The sequence below is a fragment of the Treponema sp. C6A8 genome, assembly GCF_000619925.1.
In the GTDB taxonomy this organism is placed as follows: domain Bacteria; phylum Spirochaetota; class Spirochaetia; order Treponematales; family Treponemataceae; genus Treponema_D.
The window spans coordinates 219,149-242,422 of sequence record NZ_JHVB01000002.1 but is presented as its reverse complement, the minus strand read 5'-3'; the positions used below and the strand labels follow the sequence as shown (position 1 = coordinate 242,422).

At 41.8% G+C, this 23,274-nt stretch carries 20 protein-coding genes; 12 read left to right on the top strand and 8 right to left on the bottom strand.

Annotation, left to right across the window (positions count from 1 at the left end):
- Window positions 1–19: 19 nt before the first annotated feature.
- Genes fmt through hisIE form a run of 4 tightly spaced genes read right to left on the bottom strand, consistent with a single transcriptional unit; the run spans window position 20 to window position 4,288 of the window.
- On the bottom strand, window positions 20–973 hold the full coding sequence (gene fmt, locus T530_RS0104705; RefSeq protein ID WP_027728036.1) for a methionyl-tRNA formyltransferase: 954 nt from the start codon (window positions 971–973) through the stop codon (window positions 20–22).
- A 10-nt stretch (window positions 974–983) separates the two neighbouring features.
- The gene (gene def, locus T530_RS0104700) at window positions 984–1,559 is read right to left on the bottom strand and encodes a peptide deformylase (RefSeq protein ID WP_027728035.1); all 576 of its coding nucleotides are present in this window, start codon (window positions 1,557–1,559) and stop codon (window positions 984–986) included.
- A gap of 9 nt (window positions 1,560–1,568) precedes the next feature.
- Window positions 1,569–2,939: a histidinol dehydrogenase gene (gene hisD / locus T530_RS0104695; protein WP_027728034.1), complete on the bottom strand. Its 1,371-nt coding sequence runs from the start codon at window positions 2,937–2,939 to the stop codon at window positions 1,569–1,571.
- Window positions 2,940–2,995: 56 nt separating this feature from the next.
- Window positions 2,996–4,288, bottom strand: coding sequence for a bifunctional phosphoribosyl-AMP cyclohydrolase/phosphoribosyl-ATP diphosphatase HisIE (hisIE, locus tag T530_RS0104690; protein ID WP_027728033.1), 1,293 nt, complete (start codon window positions 4,286–4,288; stop codon window positions 2,996–2,998).
- A gap of 99 nt (window positions 4,289–4,387) precedes the next feature.
- Here hisIE and T530_RS0104685 point away from each other — a divergent pair, with 99 nt between their 5' ends.
- Window positions 4,388–5,770 carry an MATE family efflux transporter gene (locus T530_RS0104685; protein WP_027728032.1) on the top strand — a complete coding sequence of 461 codons (1,383 nt, stop codon included), beginning with the start codon at window positions 4,388–4,390 and terminating at the stop codon, window positions 5,768–5,770.
- A gap of 15 nt (window positions 5,771–5,785) precedes the next feature.
- Entirely contained in the window at window positions 5,786–6,232 is a 447-nt protein-coding gene (locus T530_RS0104680; protein ID WP_027728031.1) for a low molecular weight protein-tyrosine-phosphatase, read from the top strand.
- 82 nt (window positions 6,233–6,314) lie between these two features.
- Here T530_RS0104680 and metA read toward each other — a convergent pair whose 3' ends face one another.
- Window positions 6,315–7,223: a homoserine O-succinyltransferase gene (gene metA, locus T530_RS0104675; protein ID WP_027728030.1), complete on the bottom strand. Its 909-nt coding sequence runs from the start codon at window positions 7,221–7,223 to the stop codon at window positions 6,315–6,317.
- 237 nt (window positions 7,224–7,460) lie between these two features.
- On the opposite strand from metA, the gene T530_RS0104670 reads away from it, so the two are divergent.
- The 4 genes from T530_RS0104670 to T530_RS13520 are packed head-to-tail and all read left to right on the top strand — an operon-like array spanning window position 7,461 to window position 11,597.
- Window positions 7,461–8,468 carry an alpha/beta hydrolase fold domain-containing protein gene (locus T530_RS0104670; protein WP_027728029.1) on the top strand — a complete coding sequence of 336 codons (1,008 nt, stop codon included), beginning with the start codon at window positions 7,461–7,463 and terminating at the stop codon, window positions 8,466–8,468.
- A gap of 25 nt (window positions 8,469–8,493) precedes the next feature.
- Window positions 8,494–10,008 (top strand): peptidase U32 family protein, encoded by a 1,515-nt coding sequence (locus T530_RS0104665; protein WP_038073755.1) that lies wholly within the window; start codon window positions 8,494–8,496, stop codon window positions 10,006–10,008.
- Window positions 10,009–10,746, top strand: coding sequence for a hypothetical protein (locus T530_RS0104660; protein WP_027728027.1), 738 nt, complete (start codon window positions 10,009–10,011; stop codon window positions 10,744–10,746).
- Entirely contained in the window at window positions 10,746–11,597 is an 852-nt protein-coding gene (locus T530_RS13520) for a metallophosphoesterase (RefSeq protein ID WP_051537825.1), read from the top strand. The genes T530_RS0104660 and T530_RS13520 overlap by 1 nt, the downstream gene beginning before the upstream one ends.
- On the opposite strand, the gene T530_RS0104650 is transcribed toward T530_RS13520, so the two are convergent.
- Complete coding sequence (locus tag T530_RS0104650) at window positions 11,569–13,404, bottom strand: bifunctional (p)ppGpp synthetase/guanosine-3',5'-bis(diphosphate) 3'-pyrophosphohydrolase (RefSeq protein ID WP_027728026.1); 1,836 nt, start codon at window positions 13,402–13,404, stop codon at window positions 11,569–11,571. The two genes, T530_RS13520 and T530_RS0104650, sit on opposite strands and share 29 nt — an antisense overlap.
- A 147-nt stretch (window positions 13,405–13,551) precedes the next feature.
- On the opposite strand from T530_RS0104650, the gene T530_RS0104645 reads away from it, so the two are divergent.
- The 4 genes from T530_RS0104645 to T530_RS0104630 are packed head-to-tail and all read left to right on the top strand — an operon-like array spanning window position 13,552 to window position 19,321.
- The gene (locus T530_RS0104645) at window positions 13,552–14,853 is read left to right on the top strand and encodes a TolC family protein (RefSeq protein WP_027728025.1); all 1,302 of its coding nucleotides are present in this window, start codon (window positions 13,552–13,554) and stop codon (window positions 14,851–14,853) included.
- A 15-nt stretch (window positions 14,854–14,868) separates the two neighbouring features.
- Window positions 14,869–15,888 (top strand): efflux RND transporter periplasmic adaptor subunit, encoded by a 1,020-nt coding sequence (locus T530_RS0104640; RefSeq protein WP_038073670.1) that lies wholly within the window; start codon window positions 14,869–14,871, stop codon window positions 15,886–15,888.
- Complete coding sequence (locus tag T530_RS0104635; protein WP_027728023.1) at window positions 15,885–19,019, top strand: efflux RND transporter permease subunit; 3,135 nt, start codon at window positions 15,885–15,887, stop codon at window positions 19,017–19,019. Before T530_RS0104640 ends, T530_RS0104635 begins: the two co-directional genes overlap by 4 nt.
- A gap of 5 nt (window positions 19,020–19,024) precedes the next feature.
- Window positions 19,025–19,321 (top strand): PG0541 family transporter-associated protein, encoded by a 297-nt coding sequence (locus T530_RS0104630; protein WP_038073667.1) that lies wholly within the window; start codon window positions 19,025–19,027, stop codon window positions 19,319–19,321.
- A 6-nt stretch (window positions 19,322–19,327) separates the two neighbouring features.
- Here the strand turns inward: T530_RS0104630 and T530_RS0104625 are convergent, their stop codons facing one another.
- Both T530_RS0104625 and T530_RS13515 read right to left on the bottom strand, forming a co-directional pair.
- Window positions 19,328–20,281: a hypothetical protein gene (locus T530_RS0104625; protein ID WP_027728021.1), complete on the bottom strand. Its 954-nt coding sequence runs from the start codon at window positions 20,279–20,281 to the stop codon at window positions 19,328–19,330.
- A gap of 14 nt (window positions 20,282–20,295) precedes the next feature.
- Window positions 20,296–21,453, bottom strand: coding sequence for an MBOAT family protein (locus tag T530_RS13515; RefSeq protein ID WP_197018242.1), 1,158 nt, complete (start codon window positions 21,451–21,453; stop codon window positions 20,296–20,298).
- Window positions 21,454–21,828: 375 nt separating this feature from the next.
- On the opposite strand from T530_RS13515, the gene T530_RS0104615 reads away from it, so the two are divergent.
- A complete protein-coding gene (locus tag T530_RS0104615; protein ID WP_027728020.1) occupies window positions 21,829–22,191 on the top strand; it encodes a helix-turn-helix domain-containing protein in 363 nt (120 codons plus the stop codon).
- 55 nt (window positions 22,192–22,246) lie between these two features.
- Window positions 22,247–23,272 carry a virulence RhuM family protein gene (locus T530_RS0104610; protein WP_038073663.1) on the top strand — a complete coding sequence of 342 codons (1,026 nt, stop codon included), beginning with the start codon at window positions 22,247–22,249 and terminating at the stop codon, window positions 23,270–23,272.
- The last annotated feature ends 2 nt before the right edge of the window (window positions 23,273–23,274 follow it).

Genomic DNA, 23,274 nt, shown 5'->3' with positions numbered 1-23,274 from the left:
TTTGACTTTTTTCTATATATTATTCCAGTACTGTTCCGATAAATTCTCTTGCGCCGTTCATAAAATCCTTATAGCCCATAGGCTTTTTGCCCTGACGCTGAAGTTCTTTAACGCACAAAAGACCGTCGCCGGTTTTGATGTAGATTCCTTCTGATTTTACAAACTGAAGAACCTGACCTGCAGGTTCTACTACATAGCCGCTTGCCCTATCGTCCGACTGTGGAATGAAGGTGGCGTTCAAAAGGCGGAGAGGTTCTCCCTTTTCAAGGCACCAGCAGCCAGGATCCGGATAGTAAGCACGGATTTTTGCTTCTATAGTTGCGGCGCTTTCCTGCCAGTTAATCTTTGCATCTTCCTTTGTGATGATTGATGTATAGCTTGCTTCGCCAGTCTGAGGCTTTCCTTCCGGCAGGTGATTTTTGCTTAAGAGATTGCAGAAAAGTTCTGCGCCGATTTCTGCAGATTTTAATAGAAGGCTTTCGCCTGTTTCAGAGCCGTCAAGTTCAATATTCTGCTGGGCAAGAATGTTGCCTTCGTCCATTTTCGGGCTTACATACTGAATTGTAGCGGCAGTTTTTTCATCGCGGTTTAAGATAGCCGCAGGAACCGGAGTACAGCCGCGGTATTTTGGAAGAAGTGAAGGGTGAAGGTTGATTCCACCCATAGGAAAGAGAGCCATAAATTTTGGCCCGAAAATATGACCATAGGCAAAAACAACAAGAAGATCAGCTCCCAGCGGTCCAATCTGCTCGCGGGCAGCGCCGTCTAAATGCTCCGGCGTATAGACCGGAAGATGATATTCTTCTGCAAGGGCGGCAACCGGCGTTGGGGTTGGAGTTTTGTGTCTTCCCTTTGCCGTCGGTGGATTTGAAAGAACTCCAGCGATTTGAAAACCGCATTCTTTTTGTCTTTCAATGAGAATCTTTAATGTTACAGCAGCCGCTTCAGGGCTTCCTGCATAAAGGATTTTCATGTTTTATTTCCTATTTGCTTTTTTTTGCTTCTTTTGCAGCGATTTTAGCTGCAATCTTTCTTGCCTTAGCTTCCTTTTCCTTGCGTTTCTGTTCTGCGCGTTCCATGCGTTTTTTGAACTGAGCGGTGGTCTTTTCCGCAAATTCCTTATCGCCGCGGTCAATAAATACAATTCCGTCCAGGTGATCGTATTCGTGCTGGATAATTCTTGCAAGAAGTCCGTCAGCGTCAAGTGTAAAAGGCTTGCCGTTTTCATTCAATGCCTGAACGGTTACTCTTACAGGACGGCGGATTGTTTCGTAAACCTGAGGAATACTAAGACAGCCTTCATCGTAGTCACCGAGTTCTTCAGAAGTTTTAATAATCTGAGGATTGATGAAAACGCGGCGGACATCATCGTCTGCAATAAGAACGAACATACGCAGGTTCTTTCCAACCTGTGGGCCTGCAAGTCCAACACCGTCTGCTTCAATCATTGTGTCGAACATATCTTCTGCAAGCTTGCGGATTTCGTCATTTACTTCTGCAACCGGTTCTGCCTTCTGTCTTAAAATGTCTTCACCAAGTTTTACAATGTCTAAAACCATATTAAATTCCTATTTCTCAATTCTTACTCTTGCAGCACGGGCATGTCCTGCAAGACCTTCTGCGTCGCCCAAAAATCCTGCGGCAACTGCGCTTCTGTGTGAACCAGAACTACCGGCTACAACGCGGAGAGTTGTTACAGTTTTAAGGAACATGCGTACGCTGAGGCCGCCTGTAAAGCGTGCTGAGCCTGATGTAGGGAGTGTGTGGTTCAAGCCTGCTGCGTAATCTCCGAATACTTCTGCTGATGCGTGACCAACAAAAAGGGAGCCATAATTGTGGACAAGGCTTTCTACCATATCACGTTCTTTGCCTTCTTCCATTGCAAGTTCAAGGTGCTCAGGTGCTTTGCGGTTTGCAACTTCGGCAGCCTGCTCATAGCTTTCTGTGATGATGATTTTTCCGTATGTTTCTACGCTCTGGCGTGCAATTTCCTTAGTTGTAAGGGTTTCCAGCTGACGCTCAATTTCGTCTGATACAGCTTTTGCAAGGCCTTCATCGCATGTTACGAGAACCGGCTGAGCAACAACGTCGTGTTCTGCCTGTGCAAGAAGATCTGCTGCAACCCATGCTGGATTTGCGCTCTTGTCTGCGATAATCATAACTTCTGTAGGACCTGCAATCATATCGATTCCGACAGTTCCATAAACTTCGCGTTTTGCAGCTGCAACGAACTTGTTTCCTGGTCCAACTATTACGTCTACCTTTGGAATGCTTTCTGTTCCGAATGCCATTGCTCCGATTGCCTGTGAACCGCCGACTGCGTAAAGGTGATTTACTCCGCAGATATAAGCGGCTGCCATAATTCCTTCATCGGCATATGGTTTTCCGCCTGCAAATGCGTGTCCAGGAACGCCTTCGCCTTTTTTACCGGCTGCATCTTTGTCATCCGGGTGAACGCGAGGAGGTGTACACAAGATTACGTCTTTTACTCCGGCTGCAACAGCAGGAGTTACTGTCATAATTACGCTTGAAACCAGAGGGAAGCGGCCTGCAGGAACATAGCAGCCTGCTCGTTCTACAGGAATTGTTTTCTGGCCAGTAATCAGACCGGTTGTAAGTTCTGTTTCAAAATCGGTGAAGGATTCACGCTGTTTTTTTGCAAATTCAAGGGCGAGTGTGTGAGAATAAACTAAGGCATCGTAAAGGTCGCGGTTCTGAATCATTAATTTTTCGGCTGCGGCCTTAAGTTCTTCCTGCGGCACTTCAAACTGAGCAGGAACTGATACGTCGAATTTATGTCCGTAGATGCGGAGGGCTGCGTCGCCTTTTTTTTCTACTTCTTCAAGAACTGATTTTACAGTTTCGCTGGCTGTGTTTTCAAAATCACGGCCTTTATAAAAATTTTCATCAAGCTCGGTATATTTAAGTATCTGTATCAATTGTCTAACCTTCCAAAAATTATTGACTGGTCAGCATAGCTGCCCAGGAGGCTTTTTTAAGCCTTATGACGTTTATCTAATTCGTCATAAACGTCTTTCCAGGTTACGCCTTCTTTGTACATCAGCACGTTTACAAAGTAGAGTAAATCTGCGGCTTCCCAGATAACGTCATCTTTTGATTCTGCTTCGCAAAGCTCTTCTGCTTCTTCCATAACCTTTTCGCGAACACGTTCGTTGTTTAAGGTTGCAGTATACGAACCCGGACGTGGATTTGCAAAACGGTCTGCGATTACGTCGTAAAGACGTCCCATACTTGATTTTTCCTGCGGATCAGTTCCAAAACAGGTCCAGCTTCCGGTATGGCATGCAGGTCCGTGTGGGATTACTGTTGCAAGAACGGTGTCGCGGTCGCAGTCAGCGCGAAGTTTTACAACTTCAAGGAAGTTTCCGCTTGTTTCACCTTTTGTCCAAAGCTTCTGACGTTCACGGCTGAAGAAGGTAAGCTTTTTAGTTTCAAATGTTTTAGCAAAAGCTTCGGCGTTAGCATAACCTTCCATCATAACTTCGCCGTTTACGCTCTGAGCGATAACAGGAATCAATTTTACTTTTTCAAAATCAAGACAGCTGATAAAGGCATCAGAAAGATTTACCTTTCCGGTGTACAAAGCCATTCCAAGCTGAACATCACAATGAAGCTTTTCAAGCTCTGCAATTTCTTCAACGCTTGAAACGCCGCCTGCAACTACAACGCGGCAGTTTACTGCCTCTCTAAGCTGGCGGACATAATCCATGTTTGTGCCCTGCATGCAGCCTTCTTTTTCTACGCAGGTAAACAAAAGTTCCGAACAGAATTTTTCAGCCTGCTTTGCACCTTCAACAAGAGGAATATCTACAGTTTCTGTCCAGCCTTTTACAGCGATTTTTCCGTTTATAGCATCAACACTGATGATAATTCTGTCTTTACCGATTGCGTCTGCAAGTTCCTTCAAAAAGTCTTCGTTCAAAACAGACTGACCAGGCTCTGGATTTGATTTCCATGCAGCCGAGCCTATGATAACTTTTTCTGCTCCAAGACTGATAAGTTCTTTTGCGCGTTTTACAGTGCGGATTCCACCGCCGGTTCGAACGTTTCCATGATGGAGAAGAGATTTTAATAAATGGGTATTTTCTGTATTACCTTTTTCGTCAATGTTTCCCAAAGCCGCATCCAGATCAATAACAGCGACTTCGCCATACATGTCGAACTGTGCAATTAAAGCATCAGCATCATCACGCTGAAGCACAAGTTCCTTTCCGTTCTTAAGCTGAACGACATGTCCGTTCTTTAAATCTATAGAAGAAATTACCATAGAAGAGAGTTTACCAAATTTTGTACTTTTAGGGTAGTAGAAGGGATTTTTATTGATTTTTCCCGCCTTTCTTATTAGATTTGATTGAACGAGGTTTTTATGAGTTCAAAAATAGTCGATATGACTTATGGCTCGCCCCTGAAGCATCTTCTGGCTTTTACCTGGCCGCTTTTGATTGGAAACGTATTCCAGCAGTTTTATAACATGGTGGATTCTGTTATTGTCGGAAACTTTGTCGGACCGGCAGCGCTGGCGGCGGTAGGAACCTGCGGTTCATTTGGATTTCTGTTTTTTTCACTGGCAGGCGGACTCGCAACCGGTATCGGCATTCTTGTTTCCCAGTATTTTGGCGCAAAAAATGAGAAGGCCCTGCGAGCAACAATTGCAAATTCCTTTTTTATTCTGACAGTCTCTTCTTTTGGTGTAACGGTGATTGGCGTTTCTTTATGTAATGTCATACTCCGTTTAATCAGCTGTCCGGAACAGATTTTGCCGGACGCAGCCCTTTATCTTCGCCTTACAACATTTGGAATCATCTTTATCGCCTTTTATAACGGTATTTCTTCTATACTAAGGGCACTCGGCGACTCAAAAACGCCTCTTTACTTTTTGATTCTTGCAAGCCTGGTAAATGTGGTTCTGGATTTGCTCTTTGTAGTTTATTTTGGTTGGGCAGTTCTGGGCGTTGCCCTTGCAACAGTGATTTCTCAGGCCGTCAGCGCTCTTGCCTGCCTTGTCTACGCTTTTGCAAAGGTTCCTTATTTCCGTTTTTCAAAGAGGGACCTTAGACCTGATACTACGATTGTTGCAAAATCCTTCAGAATTGGAATTCCTGTTGCCCTTCAAAGTTCTCTGATTGCAATTTCCTGCATCATGCTGCAGGGCGTTGTAAACTCCTTTGGCGAGATTGTAATGGCGACCTTCACGGTTGCAAGCCGCCTTGAACAGCTGATTCACATGCCTTATCAGTCGCTGGCAGCTGCAATCACAACCTACGCAGGGCAGAATTACGGGGCAAAAAATATTGACCGTGTCCGAAAAGGCCTGCACCGGGGGACTTTCCTTGTTGCTGCCTTCAGTCTTCTGCTGGTTCCGGTTGTATTTATTTTCGGGCGAACCATGATTGCCTTCTTCGTAAAAGACCGCGAAGTAATTGAAATGGGATATGTTGCCCTCAAGCTTACATGTTTCTTCTACTTCCCTCTTGGAATGATTTATATTCCTCGTGCCAGCTTAAACGGCTGCGGCGATGCAAACTTTGCAATGATGAACGGTCTTGTAGAAGTTGTCTGCCGAATTGTTTTTGCTCATGCCCTTGCAAGTATTGTAAGCATTAAGCTATTCGGTCATACTTTCCCAATCGGTTACTGGGGTGTATGGCTTACAAACTCCTTCACCTGGACGGTTACTGCCATTGTTTGTGTCTGGCGCTATAAATTCGGAAAATGGCGTACTACAATGCTGCTTGAAGATGCAGCTTAACTGGAGATTTTTATAATGACTAGGATTTTATTTGTCTGCCACGGAAATATTTGCAGAAGCCCTATGGCTGAATTTGTGATGAAGCATTTGGTTCATAAGGCTGGCCGCGACAGTGAATTTCAGATTGATTCAGCTGCAACCAGCACAGAAGAAATCGGGAATGGAATGCACCGGGGCACAGTAGAAAAGCTCCGGGAACAGGGAGTGCCTTTTACTAATCACCGGGCAAGACAGATTACTGCCGCTGATTACGAAAAATACGACTACCTGATTGGCATGGACGAAGAAAATATCTTTAACATGTATAGAAGATGGCAGGGTGACCCTCTTGGTAAAGTTCACCTGCTTCTGGAATACTGCGGCTGCACTGATGAAGTGGCAGACCCATGGTACACTGGCAACTTTGACGCCACCTGGGCAGACGTTTACGCCGGCTGTGCGGCAATGCTGGATCAGTTGTAAGACAGGGGCGTTGCGGGGATGTGCCCCGCAGAGAGGGTAGCGGAAAAGCAACGCTTTGAAGCGAGGGAGATGCTTCTCCCTCTTAGATAAAGTTGTAAGGTGTCGCCTGATAGACGTAGTAGTTCAGCCAGTTGGAGTAGAAGAGATGAGCGGTGCTGCGCCAGTAGCTGCTTGGCATGCGGTCTACGTTGTTGAGCGGGAAGTAGTTCTTTGGAAGCGGAACGTCCATGCCTTTATCAATGTCGCGGAAATATTCGCAGGCCAGGGTTTCAGTGTCGTATTCCAGGTGGCCGGTCATAAAGATTTCGCGGTTATCGTTTGATTTGATGATTGAAACGCCGGCTTCAGCGCCTTCTGCCAGAATTGTAAGGTTTGGGTTCTTTAGGACGTCTTCCTTGCGAAGGGTTGTGTGACGCGATTGAGGAATTGGGAATGTGTCGTCAAAACCGCGGAGAAGAGGTTCTGCTTCAGTGCAGCGGTGGTTCATAAAAATACCTGACAATTTTTTTGCAAGTCCCTGTTTCTGAATGCCGTAAAGATGATAAAGACCCGCAAAGCTTCCCCAGCAGACATAAAGAGTTGAGAAAACGTTTGTCTTGGCGTAATCCATGATGCTGCAAAGTTCATTCCAGTAATCAACCTGCTCAAATTCAAGCTGCTCGACAGGGGCGCCTGTGATAATCATGCCGTCGTACTTGTTCTTAAAGAGTTCGCTTGACGGAATGTAGAATTTATCAAGATAGCTGGTGTCTGTATTTTTGCTTTCGTGGTCTTCCATGCGGACTAGGGAAATTTCTACCTGAAGAGGGGAGTTTCCCAAAAGGCGGAGGAGCTGAGTTTCTGTAACTTCCTTAGTAGGCATCAGATTTACAATGGCAATTTTAAGCGGACGGATATCCTGATTAGCGGCTCGCTTTTCTGTCATCACGAAGATGTTTTCTTTTTCAAGGGTGCGGACTGCTGGCAAATCTGACTTTACTTTAATAGGCATGTTATAGACTCCTGCATATTTAGGAAATATTTTAGAACTGTAGGAAAAAAAATGCGTAGCAAGGTTCGTGATTTGTGAAGCATTGAAGGCGATAAGGAAAATACAACGCGGTGTTTAGATACAGAGCGCAGCGTCGAGCCTTCTCGGCGGAACAAATTACGGTTCTTGCGAAAGCATTTTTTCTTGTACTTTTTAAACTTATATCATAAATCTGCGTATTTTGCTATAATATGCCTTATGGAACATCAGAACGACAGAAAAAATGCCATCAAAAAACTCAAGCTGCTGGCTTACAACGGAAAAGGCGACGTAGAAGCTTTCCGCCACAAACTCGACGCGGCTTTTTCCACGGTTTTTCTGCCTAACGGAGTAGAATGTTCTTCTCACAAATACGGCAACATCGACTGTGACGTGCTTTCTCCTGAAATTTACGCTTCCAACCGTGTTATGCTTTATATTCACGGCGGTTCCTTTGTGGGCGGAAGTCCTGCGGCTTACAGATCTTTCTGTTCTTCCCTTGCAACCAAGTGTTTTTGCCGGGTAGTTGTTCCTGAAATCCGTCTTGCACCGGCTTCTCCATATCCTGCTGCTAACGAAGATATTCAGACTGTTTTCCGTGCCCTTTATACAGAAGAGCAGATTGCCTGTTCCTTGAATGCTGAAAAAGGAAGCGCTGCTGCCCAGTCGGAAATTATAATCGCTGCCGACGGTTCCGGGGCAAGTCTTGCCTGCTCTCTGATTTTTAACCTTCGTGACCGCTATCGCGCAAACATCAAAAATGTGATTTTGTTTTCACCATGGCTTGATGTTTCTTCCAATTCTCCGCTTTTGACTTCAAAAAAGCTTAATGATGAGATTTTGACACCGGACGTTTTCAGAAAAAGCGCCGCTGTCTACACTTTTGAATCAAATACAGAAACCCTGCATGTTTCTCCGCTTTTTGCTTCTGATGGTGATTTGATGAATTTTCCGCCGGTTGTAATTCAGCTTGGGGCGCGAGAAGCTCTTCTGGAAAACGCAAAGGCCTTTGCAAAAAGGCTTGAAGACTGCGGCAACGAATGTATTCTTGATGTCTGGCCTGATATGATGTTTATGTTTCAGATGGCTGATGAATATCTGTATGAATCTCATCTGGCACTTGATAGAATCGGTAAAATTGTTACGGGCGGAAGTGAGGACGGAAAAACAAAGCAGCAGTTCGAAAATAAACCTAAACTGGAACGTGGTCTTAACAGCGAAGCCTAGATTTTAGAAGGAGAATTTTATGAGTATGGAATTATTGTCTCCTGCGGGAAATGTTGAAAAATTAGCCTATGCCTATGCTTACGGAGCTGATGCTGCTTATATCGGACTTAAGAAATTTTCACTCCGCGTTAAGGCTGACAACTTTTATGAAGATGAATATAAGAAGGTAGTTGAACTTAAAAAACTTTATCCTGGAAAACGCCTTCACTGCGCGCTCAACATTTCTTTTCATGATGAAGAGATTGATAATCTTCGCGCAAATATCGATTATTTCCGCCAGTACCCGATTGATGCCTTTATCGTTCAGGATATTGGAATTGTGCCTCTTTTGCAGAAGGAATTTCCAAATGCAGAGCTGCACCTTTCAACTCAGGCTTCCTGTGTGAATTCTGAAGCTGTAAAGATGTACAAGTCAATCGGCTTTAAGCGTGTGGTTTTAGGCCGCGAAATTTCCCTTGCTCAGATTAAGCGAATTAAGGACGCCGTTCCTGATATGGAACTTGAAACTTTTGTTCACGGCGCCATGTGCATCGCTTATGCCGGCCGCTGTCTTATGAGCGCTTTCCTTACGGGACGCAGTGCCCAGAGTGGTTTTTGCAGTCATACCTGCCGATGGAACTTCCGCGTAGGAGAAAATGCTTTTGCGGGCCTGGCAGACGGAGCTGGTGATGGAAAGCCTCATATCATCACGCCGGAAGAGGCAAAAGCCCTGGCTCAGAGCGGAAATCTTGTAATTGAAGAAGAACAGCGAAAGGGCGAGTACTTCCCGATTTTTGAAGGCGATGATTTTACCGCAATTCTTTCTTCAAAAGATATTAATATGATTAATCACCTTGCAGATATGAAGGCTGCCGGTCTTGATTCCCTTAAGATTGAAGGCCGCATGAAGAGTACCTATTACGTTGCAATGGTTACCCGCGCTTACCGTAAGGCTCTGGATGCCCTTGAAGGAAAGATCAGCGCAGAAGAAGCGGCTCCTTATATCGCAGAGCTTGAGAACGTTAGTCACCGCGAAAGTACGACAGGTTTCTACTATAATAAAGCTGATGCCGACAAAACTACCAGCGGCGCCAGCGACAGTAAATATCAGCTTGCGGCGGAGATGGGGGCAGAACTTACAGGCGACGCTTTTGACGCAATCTACAATGAAGGTCAGAGACGCTTTAAGGAAAACGAGGAACTTCTGGCTGGAATGCACCCGGATGCCCGCGAGGCCCGCTTAAAGGATTATGAAATCCACCCGGACCGCCGCATCATTCCTTTTGAAAAGAAAGAGGGCTGGCATTTATATGAATGTACGGCTATGAATAAAATTAATGCGGCTGATGAAATTGAGTTTGTTTCGCCCTCTTTCTGCAATCTTCTTGTAAAATCTGAGGATTGGGAATTGATTTCCAGCGAAACAGGACTTAAACTAAACTGGGTTTGTGACAGTCATCCCTGTGTAATTTACACAAAGTATGAACTTCCTGCCGCAACTCTTCTTAGAACACTTGACCCGGATTATGTTGAAGGAAAAATCCGCGATACAGGACGGTAAATGATGAAAAAAAAAGTTCTTGCAATTTTAGCAATGTTTTCTTCTCTTGCTTTTGCAAGACCTTTTTCAGTTTCTTTTTTTACCCCGGAACGCCCAAAGATTTCGCTGACCCAGAGATTTGAATACAATCTGCTTTATACTCAAAAATATGAGAATTCGGGTTACGCGACAGTAGCCAGGGTTGATGCAAATGAACTTTTCGGACAGGGCGGCTTTTACGCAAATACAAAATCAACGGACATAGCTTTTCAGGCTTTTTATGCTCCCTGTTTCTGGGATCTGGTCAGCATTGGTGTCAGCGCAAAGTATCACTACTACAAATTCACTGATGATTATGTTGGTTCTTCCTGTGAGCATAACGTTCTTCCCGGAGCTTTTATCAGCTTAAATCTGAAAAATATCTGGAAGATTTACGTTAATTCCGGCGTTTTGCTGAAATATTCTATTATAAATGCCTATCCTTCAAATATCAGGATTGATGACAATACTTCCTTCTTGAATGTCGGCTGTATTTTTACCCCGACGGCGGACTGGCTTTTCTTTTTTGATGCCGGAAACTGTTCTCTTTTTGAGGATGATTTAATCGGGGCAATTCAGCTTAATCTTGGTTTTTCTTACCGCATGTTTGAGCATTTTAAGCTGGGCTCGGAAGTTTACTGCAAATGGATTGACGGGGCTGTTCCACAGGACAGCTTCAGTCAGTTTGGAATTCGCGTGAATGCGGGAGTTTTCTTTTAGTGAAAAAACTTGCCCTTGCCAGTTTTGTAATTTCTCTCTTTTTTGCTTCCTGCAACCTAACTTCTGATGGTTTTTGGAGCGGTGACAGCAACGTTAATCACAGATTTTCGGGGCTGAAGAATATAGGTGAAATTAATACGGGCAGTAAATATCAGGTGCTGATTCTGACAGACGTTCATATCGGAGCAAAGTTTTATCATAGAGAAACAGAAGATGAATTTTTTAACTGGTTCCAGTCTTATGATAAGTCCCAGATAAAATTTGCTCTGGGATTGGGGGATTTTGCAGACGGAGCAAAAGAAGAAGAATTTCAGCACTATTCAGGAATTGTTTCAAAAATCAAAGAGTATTGTGATGTACCTTTTTTTAATATAGTTGGAAATCACGATTTATACCGCGACGACGGTTTTGAAAATTATGAAAAATACTGTTACCCTCATTGCTCTTACTATAAATTTGAAACTCAAAAATTAGTCTGGTACGGGCTTGATACTGCTTCGGGAACTTTGGGAAGCAGGCAGCTCAACTCCCTTAAGCGGGAACTTACTTCTGAAGTAAAGAGACCTTTGATTATTACTCACGTCCCTTTCGCGTCCGAAGGTAAAGCCTACGGAATAATGCCTTTCTGCCTTCGCGACACAACGGAACGTAACATTTTAATAAGCCTTTTTTCTAAGTGTAAAATTCTGGGATATTTTTGCGGCCACTATCATCCGGGCGGACTTGAAAGCTTTGGTAACGTAACTCAGTACGGGCTCAAGTCTTTTGGAGAGTTCGGTAAGTGGTACATTTTAGATGTAGATGAAACTGTGACTCCGCCTCTTATTTCTCTGCGTCAGTATCCCAACTGACAGTAACGCTTCTCTTTTCCTTTTCAGGTATTCTCTGGTAAATGAGACAGTCGGCGCGGTGAATCGTAACGCCCTTTGTACGGGTAACATAGCCGCAGATTACGTCCGGGTAATATGGATTGCAGCACTGGGCAAAATTGTAGAGAACGCGCTTTTCACCCTGAACAAGAACCGGCTTTCTGGTGCGTGCGGATTTTTCCGGGTGGTCTTCATCTTTTTTGTAATGCTTTTTACGCTGCTTTCGCGGGGTAACCGTTACACTTCCAGCCTGAAGAAGGCCTTCTCCTGTGCCTGCAGCCGAGTCTGCCGCATTTTGAAGTGCAATGCGCTCGCTGAAAGTCGGGTCATTAGCCATCAGCCAGGAGTGAATCTTCTGGTGAGCCTTAGAAGTTTTTACGTTTCCAAGCTGGCTTTCCGTAGGGTGAGCCTGAGGGTTTGTAATTACTTCGATAATCTGGGTATTCTGAAGGGGCTTTGTAATCGGGATGATTTTTCCGTCTGCCTTTGCTGCAACAATTTTTTCACCGATTGCAGAGTGAACCGAGTAAGCAAAGTCGATTGCGGTAGCGCCAGCCGGGAGTTTTTTTACGTCGCCTGCCGGAGTAAATACGAAAATCTCATCGCCCAAAAGCTCGTTTTTCAGAGTTTCAAAATCGGCTCCGTTTGTAAGGATGCTTTCCTTAAGAGACTGAAGTTTATTGAAGATTTCCAGCTTGTCTGCTTCTACCAGGTCGTGGTTGGTGCCTTTTTTGTAAAGCCAGTGAGATGCGATACCGTGCTCAGCCATGTTGTGCATTTCATAAGTACGGATCTGGATTTCAAGAGGCTTTCCTTCGCAGATTACGGTTGTATGAAGTGACTGGTAGCCGTTTGCTTTTGGAACGGCAATGTAGTCCTTGAAGCGTCCGTCCATTGGCAGCCAGAGACTGTGAACGATTCCCACAAGCTGATAGCATTCCGCATTTGAATTACAGAGGATTCGCAGGGCCAGCAGGTCGTAAAGTTCGCTTGCGCTCTTGTTGCGCTTTCTCATTTTCTGATAAATCGAATAATAGTGCTTTGCCCGGCTTGTGATTGTAACGCTGATTCCGGTTTTTTCTGCCTTCTGCTGAATCTTTTTTACGGCTGAATTAAGGAATTCGGCGCGTTCTTCCTTTGACTGGGCAACAATTGCTTCAATCTGATTATAAGCCTTTGGATTTGTGTAGCGAAGACTCAAGTCTTCAAACTCGTTTTTTGCAGTCTGCATACCAAGGCGGTCAGCCAGCGGCGCCCAGATATCTATGATTTCTTCTGCAAGGATGCGCTGTCGTTCCGGCTCAAGAGATTTGATGTTTCTGATTCTGTCTAGGCGGTCTGCAATTTTTACAAGGATGATTCTTACGTCGTCTACCATTGCAAAAATCATCTTTCTGATGGCATCAGCCTGGCGCAGGGTTTTTGAGTTAATCGGCAGGTACATGATTTTGTTTGTTCCCTGCAAAAGCTTTTCAATCTGTTCGCCAAAAATTTCTCCGGCTGCTTCCGGGCTTACTCCAAAATCGCGGATTGTATGTAAAATACCTGTGATTATTGCATCTGCATCAAGTTTGCTGTCTGCAAGGATTTTTGCCAGTCTGAGGGGATGAAGATAATATGGACTACCGCAGCTGCGTTTTTTGTCGCCGCATTTTTCGGTCATAAAAGCCCAGGCTTTTGAAATGCGTTCCCGGTCTTCGTCGTTGAAGTAGTCGTATTTAGATAAGAACTCGTTTAGAAGAGCGTTTTTGTCGTTAATGTTAGAACGAAAAATATCTGCTGATTCCATTTTTAATTTCCCACCGATTTAAAAATAACATAAGAGAGCCTTATAGGCAATCCTAAAAAATAGGGCTGGTGATAACAAAACTTTCTATAAAATTTTCGTACTTATTTGTATCATTTATTTGTTATAATAAAAGTTGAGGACAGGATAATGTTTAGAAAAATTTTAACAGCGGCCCTGATTTGTTTTTTGTCTGCAGGGCTTTTTGCTCAGGAAAATGATAATAAAGCGGTCTTAAAACTTACCGTTGATGAAGCTGTAAAGCTGGCTCTTGAGAACAATGTTTCGGTAAAAAGAAGTGAACTTTCGCTCAAACTGAAAAAGCGTCAAAAAAACTCTTCGTGGAATTCAATAAGTCCGACTGCAAGTGTAAGCGGTAATTTTACTGATGATCTGGAAAAAGATTCTTATAGTTCAAGCATTTCCGGCAGCCTTTCTGTAGGACTTTCACCTTCAATTTATTCTTCTATTAAAAGTGCCGTCCTCGCCTATGAGGCTGGTGAACTCAGTTATGAGGCAACCCTGCGCAGTGTTGAACTGAACGTGCGAAAATCCTTCTATAATATTCTCTATGAAAAGGATAATCTTGCTTCTCAGGAAAGAAGCCTGGAAACTGCCCAGCAGACTTACGATGCAAACCTTTCCAAGTACAACCGCGGTCAGCTTTCTGAACTAGATTTGTTGAACTCTCAGTACAATGTAGAAAGCAAAAAGCCGACAATCACTTCTTTGCGAAATACCTACACGAACGACCTTGCAAGCTTTAAGCAGATTTTGGGAATAGGGCTTTCAATTCAGATTGAGCTGGAAGGAAATCTTGATGAAGCAGTGAGCAAGCTTGAGATTCCGGAGTCGGTTCTTAACGGCGACCTGGAAAATCTTCCTTCTGTAAAGTCAGCTCAGAATTCTGTTGATTCAGCTAAGGCAACTCTTCTGGCTTCACGCTTTTCTGCTTACGGGCCGAGCCTGACAGCATCATATTCTTATGGAAAGACAAAAGTAAAAGATGTTGATGATTTGTCTACCAGCAATACTTTATCTCTTGGCGTGAAAATTCCTCTTGACGGCTGGCTTCCATGGTCCAGCGGTGCTCTGAGTGTTGCTTCTCAGAAGGAAAATCTTGAAGAATTAAAGCTTAAGCTGGAAGATGAAAAAACTTCCGCCGCAATTAATGTTCGCAACAGTTACAACACCATCTTACAGGCAGAATCTCAGCTGGAAACTTTAAAGAAAAACGTGCAGCTTATGCAGCGCACCTTTGACATGACCCGCATTGCCTACAATAACGGTTCAAAAGACCTGCTGACCCTGCAGAAAGCCGAAGACAATCTTCTGACTGCAAAAACATCTCTGGCACAGCAACAGTTTACCCTTATTTCAAATACGCTTTCTCTTGAAAGCACTCTTGGACTTCCTTTTGGAACTTTTACAAAATCTGGATCTGAAAACTAATTTTGGAGATAAATTATGCCACTTGATGAAAAAAAGAAATTAAACAAAACCCCGCTTATAGTTGCCGAAGTTATACTTTTTACAATTCTCGCAATTTTTTTTATTATAGGCAGTAAAAAGGCTGGCGGTGCTGGGGGTCCGGGCGGAAAACCTGGCAAAGGTAAGGGAATGGTTGCCGGCGGCGCAAATAATACCGTAACTTCTGTAACGACTGTCGTAGCTGAAAAAACTGTCCTTCACGATTATCTTCTTACAAACGGTGATGTTGAAACCCAGAGCAGCATTGAAGTTTTCCCTTCAATCGGCGGAAAAATCGTGCAGACTTTAGTGTCTCTTGGTTCTCAGGTAAAGGCCGGTGACGTAATCGCTTATGTTGACCCTTCTGAGCCGGGAAGTTATTACGCTAAGTCTCCGGTTACCGCTCCAATCAGCGGAAGTATTATTTCTACACCAATGAAGTCAGGACAAACTGTTTCTACAAGTTCTGTCGTTACAAAAATCGGTGATATTGCAAACCTTCAGATTACGGCTTATGTTCCTGAACGCTATATCGGGGATTTGAAGCTGGGTTTGAAGGCTGAAATCTCTTTTGAAGCCTATGCCGGCGCTGTTTTTAATGCGACTGTCGTCCGCATTTCCCCGGTTGTTGATTCTTCTACCCGAACAAAGGAAATCGTCCTTCATTTTGACCAGAATGATCCTCGCCTGAATGCCGGAATGTTTGCAAAAGTAAAGCTCTATACTGTTGATTATGTAGATCAGATTGCAATTCAGCAGGATGCCCTTGTAAATAACAACGATGAGTACTTCCTCTATGTTACGACCGACGGTGAGACTGTTCAGAAACGCAAGGTTACACTTGGCAAGAACATAGGCGGTTACTATCAGATTCTGGATGGCGTAAATGAAGGCGAAAAAGTTGTAGTTGAAGGTATGCTTACCCTTTCTGACGGCGGAAAAATCCGCGATATTACAAATGGAAGTCCTGTCCAGGCTGCTGCCGAAAAGCCGGCCGATGGAGGTCGCCCAGAATGAGTTTAAGCCGAAAAACTATGGAGCATCCCGTTTTAGTGCTGATTGTTTTTGCACTTTTGGGAATGCTTGGAATATTTACCTTCAGTAAGGTTGCCATTGCCCTTATGCCGGATGTAGACAACCCTTACGTTATGATTATGACAACTTATTCTAACGCCGGCCCTGAGTCCGTTGAACAGACCGTTACAAAGGTTATAGAAAATGCGGTTGTCAGCGTAAACGGCGTTAAAAAAATCTCTTCTACTTCTTCAGAAAGTTCTTCTATGGTTCAGATGGAGTTCAATTACGGAACTGATATGGAAGCGGCGGTAAACAATATCCGCGATAAGCTGAGCCGAATTACAAATTCCCTGCCTGATAACGCGGGAACTCCAAGCATCATGCGCTTTTCCAGCGATTCCATGCCTATTATGCGTATTCTTGTACGCGGTAACCGCTCGGTAGACGATATCAAGCAGATTGCAGAAGACAATATTACAGATATTCTTGAACAGGCTGATGGCGTTGCAGAAGCTGCAGTTCGCGGCGGACGTACAAAGCAGGTAAATGTTGAACTTGACCAGAACCGCCTTGCCGCTTACGGATTTACAATCCCGACTGTTGTAAGTGCCCTTGCCAAGCAGAATCTTGAACTTGGCGGCGGTAAGGTTCAGGAAGGTCATAAAAACTACGTTGTCCGCACAACAGGTCAGTTTTCTTCTGTTGAAGAAATCAACGATACTGTAATTTCTACAATAAACGGTTATTCGGTAAAACTCCGTGATATTGGAACTGCGACTATGGGCTATGCAGATGCAAGTTCAGAGTCTTACATCAACGGTGAGCGCGGTGTTTATATTACAATCACAAAGGTTTCGGGCTCTAACTCTGTAACAGTTGCAAATAACGTTTACAAAAAGATGAATGAACTTGCAAGCCGTCTTCCGGGTGATATTTCCCTTGAAATCGTATGGGATACAACTGACTCAATCCGCGAAACTATCAGCACTTTGATTCAGTCGGCATGGCAGGGCTTGCTCCTTGCCGTAATCATCCTCTTTATCTTTTTGCAGAACTTCAAAAGTACAATCATCATTTCAATTTCTATTCCTCTTTCTATTGTCATTACTCTTTTTGCAATGAGTAACCTTGGAATCACTTTGAACATGATGACTTTGACAGGTCTTATTCTTGGTGTTGGTATGATTGTAGATGCTTCAATCGTTATGATTGATAATATTTATGCCTACCGTCAGCGAGGAACTAAGCCTAAGGTTGCGGCAATTCTTGGAAGCCAGGAAATGCTGATGTCGGTAATTTCCGGAAACCTTACGACAATCTGTGTATTCATTCCTTTTATCTTCTTTATTTCTGATTTGGGAATGATGGGACAGATGTTCAAGGGGCTTATTTTTACAATCGTAATTGCCCTTGTTTCCTCGCTTCTTGTTGCGATTTTCCTTGTTCCTGTTCTTGCCGGAAAATTCCTGCCGCTTTCTAACCGAACAGAAAAACCTGTTTCAAATCCGATTTTGAAAAAGCTTTACGGCTCTTTCCAGGCGGTTATGAACAAACTTACAGACTGGTACGGAAAACTTCTCCGCATTTCTTTGAATAACCGTCTTATAACTCTTGTTGTTGCTTTCTGTATTCTCATCATTTCTTTTGTAATGATTCCAACTTTGCAGATTAATATGATGCCTTCTGGAAGTGACGACTCTGTTACCCTGAATATTACAATGCCTGTTGGAACTCCTTTGAATGAGACTGGAAAGATTGTTCTTGATCTTGAAAATATCGTAAAAGAAGAAATTAAGGGCTATAAAAATATTACGACTTCTATCGGTGGTTCGGGAAGAAATACTGCCACAAACAAAGGTTCTATAGAAATCAGCTTGCCGGAAACAAAACATCAGATTGATAATGCCGCTGCCATCCAGCAGAAACTTCGTGCCCATTTTAATGAGTATCCTGGAGTTACATTTGGTTTTGGCGCTGGCTTCCGCCGCCAGATGATGGGAAGTGATATTGATGTTGCAATCCGCTCTGATGATCTGGACAAGGCAATGGACACTGCTCAGAAAATCGGCGCAATCATCGATGAACTAGGCGATACTGGCGAGGCAAGCATCAGTATGGATAAGGGACTTCCTCAGGTAGAAATTGTAATTGACCGCCAGAGGGCATATGCCTTTGGAGTTGATGTTACGACTGTTGCCAAGGAAATTAACTACGCCATCAACGGAACGACGGCCTGTGTTTACCGCAATAACGGAAAAGATTATGACGTCGTTGTTTCTTACCGTCCGGAAGACCGCAAGACAATGGACGACCTTGAAAGCATATTTGTAAAGGGAACAAACGGTAAGGTGAGTGTTGCAAACTTTGCCAGCCTTAAAAAAGGTGTAGGCCCTGTTTCCATTGCCCGCGAAAGTCAGACTCGAATCATTCATGTTACTGCAGATATTCTTTCTACAACAAACGCAAACGTCGTAGAAAATATGATTAAGCAGAAAATCAACGAGACCTTTATTATCCCGGATGCAGTAACCGTAAGCTATGAAGGTTCATGGAAAGATACAACCGAGCAGATGAAGCTTTACCTTAAAATCATCAGCATGGCGATTATTCTTGTATTTGGCGTTATGGCGGCAACTTACGAAAGCTTTAAGGCTCCGCTTATCAACCTTGCAACCATTCCTTTTATGATTATTGGTGTTGTTTTCATCTATAAGATTATCGGGCAGGCACTTTCGATTATGTCTATGGTTGGTTTGATTATGCTGGTCGGAATTGTTGTAAATAACGGTATTATTCTTGTTGACTATACCGGTATGCTGCGTGAACGCGGGGTTGCTCTTAAGGAAGCCTGCTTCCAGGCAGGAAAGAGCCGCTTTCGCCCGGTTTTGATGACAACGCTGACTACAATTCTTGGTATGCTTCCTATGTGTTTTGCCAGCGAAGGCCAGTCTATGATGGTTCAGCCGATTGGTATTGCCGTTGTTGGTGGTTTGACTTCAAGTACCTTCATTACCCTGCTGGTAATTCCGGTTTTGTACAGCCTTGTTATGAATAACAGAAGACAGAAAATACGAGAACTGAAAATGAAGTTGCATGAAAAGCAGAATGAAGAAGAGCCCTCACAGGAGTAAAAATAATGATCGCAGAATATAGAGCAGAAATTATAAGTAATCAGTCGGTGGAAGACGATATCATCGAGCGCCTTGAAGAAAATATTCCTGACATTCAGTATACAATTTTAAATGATGTTCACGGAAAGGGGCTCAAGGCCCGCAAAATGGGCTCTGCCGCCTGGCCGGAACAGAATTTCATCCTCTACACCTATGTGGATGGTGATGCGGCCCGGAAAATTAAGGCGATGATTGAGGAAGTAAAGGTAAAATTCCCTAAGGAAGGAATTTCGCTGTTTTTTACGAAGGGTGTGGAGATTTAAATCGTATTATTTGAATATATTCGACAGAATTTTTTTATCGATGTATTCACTGTATTTGTCTGCGGCAATCGAATTTAGGTGTGTAGTATCTGTAAAGTCTGTGTATTCAGATATACCATTTTCTTCACTGTAATTAAGGTAATGTCCGCTAAATGAAGTATTTGACAGAGTATTTAATATCATTTTATTGAATTCAATTCTTTCATTTTCTGAGTGGGAATACAGTTCTGCCTTCCATAAAGGTGGCATTATTACAAATAAATTTATTTTTTCTTTTTCGCATAATTTTATGATTTTCAGAAAATATTCATATTGTATATTTAGAATAGTATAATCACGAGGTTCTTTTTCAGTACCTTTTGCATTTCCATAAGTAATATACTGACCGTTATCTTTTAAGTAAGGAAGTTGATAAGATATTGGTTTGTGAAAAAAATATCTTAAAATATTGATTGTTGTAGAGTCATTAAAAACAAAATCTTGAATATTTCTATAATTTTTTTGAATAATATGTGGCCAGTATGAAAAAGAATTTCTCTTAAAATCGTAAATATATCTCTTTGGAAAAAGTTGTGAATAAATATGACTTCTTGTATCACTTAAAAAAGAGAATTGAAAATAATCGGTCCCAATTAATAAGCATCGTATATTTTTATTATTTTGGAGTAGATATAAAATCTTGTAATAGATTTGATTATAACTATCATTATCATGTCCAAAATTATAGCACTCTATTGAGTTAATCTTATCAGGGTTTATTCCACGGTATATTCTTGAATTTCCTAAGAAATAGCAGTTGTATTCTTTTTTTATAGCATTCTTAAAACTTTCATTTATTTGCTCATAAGTATTTATTCCATAATTAAATTGTGCTGCAAATTTTCCTATCATTATATATGTAAAAACTTGAATATAAATTATTAATAATAAAATAGAAAATTTTATAAATAATTTTTTCATAGAATTAGCTCCGTTTAGAATTGTAAGTATAAAAAATCTCCATTGGAAATTTTTATATTTAGCATTATTAAAAAAATAAATACAGAATAATAAAACCAACGAATTAAACATTTACGTTCATTAATAATTGTTAATCCGTCTTTGTGTTTTGTTGCAATGCTTATAATGAGAAAGAATGGAATTATAATTACAATTTTAATTATTGAAGGAAATCCACCGACATTTTCATTTAATGCAAATAAAATTCGAATAGCTTCTTTCAACCCCAGTTCACCCTTCAATGAAATAAAATCAATCAGATTAAGCGGAACTTGCGTAATCTTTATGATTATCAATCCTGATGCTTGCAAATTATCAGCTCTAAAGAAAATCCAGGCAAATGTAACAAGACAGAATGTAATAAAAATTTTGATAAATGAAGGTAATTTGCGTTTCTCAAAAAAAGGCTTTCCAGCTCTTCCAACACATTGATAAAATCCATGTAACAATCCCCAGATTACAAAATTCCAGGTTGAACCGTGCCAGAGTCCGCTAACTAAAAATGTTATGAAAAGATTTGCATAGATTCGGGGTAATGCGACGCGGCTTCCTCCGAGTGGAATGTAAATATAATCGCGGAGCCAGGTGGAAAGTGAAATATGCCAGCGTCTCCAGAATTCTCCTACAGATTGTGACAAATAAGGATGATCAAAGTTTTTGCCGACATCAAATCCCATATATTTTGCCACGCCGATTGCCATATCGCTGTAGCCGGAGAAATCACAGTAAATCTGGAATGAATAAAGGATTGTAGCTAAAAAAATTGCTGTGCCATAGTTTTCACTTGCATTACCGTAGACATAATTTACATATATTGCAATCCTGTCTGCAATACAAAGTTTTTTGAATAATCCCCATGCAAAAAGTTTCATTCCGTCAGTCGCGTTGGCATAATCAAAATGATGAGTAGTTTTCAGTTGAGGAATAAGACTGCCCGCTCTCTGAATTGGGCCTGATGAAATCACAGGAAAGAAACTGATAAAAAGAGCAACATAAAAAGGATTTTTCTCAACTTCAATCTTCTTAGTATAACAGTCGGCAATATAGCTGATACTTTGGAATGTGAAGAATGAAATTCCGAGTGGAAAAATGATGCCTTTGAGCCAGTTGCTCGGTGCATATTTGAAAAACAAAAGAGGTGAAAGAGTTGCTATTATAGAAATTATGAAAGCTACGCGGTTTTTACAGAGTTTTCCACCAAAGTAGGAGATTACAATTGTGTAAAAAAGGAATGGTAAAAAACGTAAATCAGTAAATGCATAAAATATAAGGCTTGCCAGAAAAAGAAGAATTTGTTGTGAAATTATAGCATTTTTCTTAAGTCGCCCTGCAAGATGATAGGGTGAGATAAAAATAAGAAAGAATGCTGCAAATGTTAGGGAAATGAATGACATTATGATACCTGATTACATAATTTGATAGTTAATTATCACTATCAAAAACAATATATCATAAATACTATCAAACAGACAAGTTTTAATCGGATAAAGAATATCAGAATTGATAGTATGGAAAATGAAATATCAAAATTGGAAAAGACTGTCATCGATAACATCAGAAGAATTAGGCAGGAAAAAGGAATATCACAACTTCGTTTATCAATTTTTTGCGGTACTTCTGCAAGTTACATAGGTCTTATGGAAACCTATAAAAATATTCCTAAGCTTTCCACAATTGAACGCATCGCCGAAGCTCTGAATGTTCCTGTTTTAGACTTGTTCCGCGAGAATACAGATTCAGAATCTCAGAGTACATTGCCGAAATCAGATTCAAAAGAAGAAGAGCGTAAACAGAAAATCCGCGAACATCTTAAAGAAGAAATTTTATCTAGACTTGGCGGTGATTTGGATGATTTGTTGAAGATGATTTAGGACTTAAATATTTAGCATATTTCTGCTTTACTTAAAGTATGGAGAAACGAAGCAAATGCCAAACGAACTTGTAAAACAAATATCATACATTCTCTATAAAGCAGATGAAGAAGATGTAAAAGTAAATGCACTCCTTAAAGATGAATCTATCTGGCTTACACAGAAATCAATGGCAGAATTATTTGATGTAAATGTTCCTGCGGTTTCCAAACATCTTAAGAATATTTTTGAAGAAGGAGAACTTGAGGAAGATGTGGTTGTTTCCAAAATGGAAATAACCACTAGGCATGGTGCAATAGAGAATAAAACTCAGACTGTTCTTACAAATTTTTACAATCTTGATGCCATTATCTCTGTGGGGTATAGAGTGAATTCTGCAAAGGCTACAAAGTTCCGTATCTGGGCTACAAATGTATTAAAAGAATACATCAAAAAAGGCTTTGTGATGGATGATGAGCGATTAAAGCAGGGCGAAACTGTTTTTGGAAAAGATTATTTCCATGAACTTTTGGAACGAGTTCGCTCAATCCGTACAAGTGAACGCAGAATCTGGCAGCAGATTACAGATATTTTTGCAGAATGTTCCATTGATTATGATAAAAACTCTGAAATTACAAAACAGTTTTATGCGACAGTTCAGAATAAGTTTCACTTTGCAATTACAGGGCAGACTGCGGCTGAAATTGTTTATGATAGGGCTGACCACAATAAAGAGCACATGGGTTTGACAACATGGAAGAATTCTCCTGATGGCCGTATTCTGAAATCTGATGTGAATATTGCTAAAAACTATCTTTCTGAAAAGCAGATTCGTCAGCTTGAAAGAGCTGTGAGCAGTTATTTTGATTATATTGAAGATTTGATTGAACGCGAGATTCCTTTTAACATGGAACAGTTTGCGGCAAGTGTTAATGAATTTCTTGAATTCCGAAAGTACGATATTCTTGAAGGAAATGGAAAGATTTCAAGAAATAAAGCCGATGAAAAAGCTTTTGCTGAATATGATATTTTCAATAAGACTCAGAAGATAAATTCTGATTTTGATTTATTCCTTGAAGATGTGAAGAAATTAAAGAAATAAAT

Coding starts and splice junctions, on each gene's coding strand:
- fmt (WP_027728036.1), bottom strand. CDS start 973: ATGAAAATCCTTTATGCAGGAAGCCCTGAAGCGGCTGCTGTAACATTA.
- def (WP_027728035.1), bottom strand. CDS start 1,559: ATGGTTTTAGACATTGTAAAACTTGGTGAAGACATTTTAAGACAGAAG.
- hisIE (WP_027728033.1), bottom strand. CDS start 4,288: ATGGTAATTTCTTCTATAGATTTAAAGAACGGACATGTCGTTCAGCTT.
- T530_RS0104685 (WP_027728032.1), top strand. CDS start 4,388: ATGAGTTCAAAAATAGTCGATATGACTTATGGCTCGCCCCTGAAGCAT.
- T530_RS0104680 (WP_027728031.1), top strand. CDS start 5,786: ATGACTAGGATTTTATTTGTCTGCCACGGAAATATTTGCAGAAGCCCT.
- metA (WP_027728030.1), bottom strand. CDS start 7,223: ATGCCTATTAAAGTAAAGTCAGATTTGCCAGCAGTCCGCACCCTTGAA.
- T530_RS0104670 (WP_027728029.1), top strand. CDS start 7,461: ATGGAACATCAGAACGACAGAAAAAATGCCATCAAAAAACTCAAGCTG.
- T530_RS0104665 (WP_038073755.1), top strand. CDS start 8,494: ATGGAATTATTGTCTCCTGCGGGAAATGTTGAAAAATTAGCCTATGCC.
- T530_RS0104660 (WP_027728027.1), top strand. CDS start 10,009: ATGATGAAAAAAAAAGTTCTTGCAATTTTAGCAATGTTTTCTTCTCTT.
- T530_RS0104650 (WP_027728026.1), bottom strand. CDS start 13,404: ATGGAATCAGCAGATATTTTTCGTTCTAACATTAACGACAAAAACGCT.
- T530_RS0104645 (WP_027728025.1), top strand. CDS start 13,552: ATGTTTAGAAAAATTTTAACAGCGGCCCTGATTTGTTTTTTGTCTGCA.
- T530_RS0104640 (WP_038073670.1), top strand. CDS start 14,869: ATGCCACTTGATGAAAAAAAGAAATTAAACAAAACCCCGCTTATAGTT.
- T530_RS0104635 (WP_027728023.1), top strand. CDS start 15,885: ATGAGTTTAAGCCGAAAAACTATGGAGCATCCCGTTTTAGTGCTGATT.
- T530_RS0104630 (WP_038073667.1), top strand. CDS start 19,025: ATGATCGCAGAATATAGAGCAGAAATTATAAGTAATCAGTCGGTGGAA.
- T530_RS0104625 (WP_027728021.1), bottom strand. CDS start 20,281: ATGAAAAAATTATTTATAAAATTTTCTATTTTATTATTAATAATTTAT.
- T530_RS0104615 (WP_027728020.1), top strand. CDS start 21,829: ATGGAAAATGAAATATCAAAATTGGAAAAGACTGTCATCGATAACATC.
- T530_RS0104610 (WP_038073663.1), top strand. CDS start 22,247: ATGCCAAACGAACTTGTAAAACAAATATCATACATTCTCTATAAAGCA.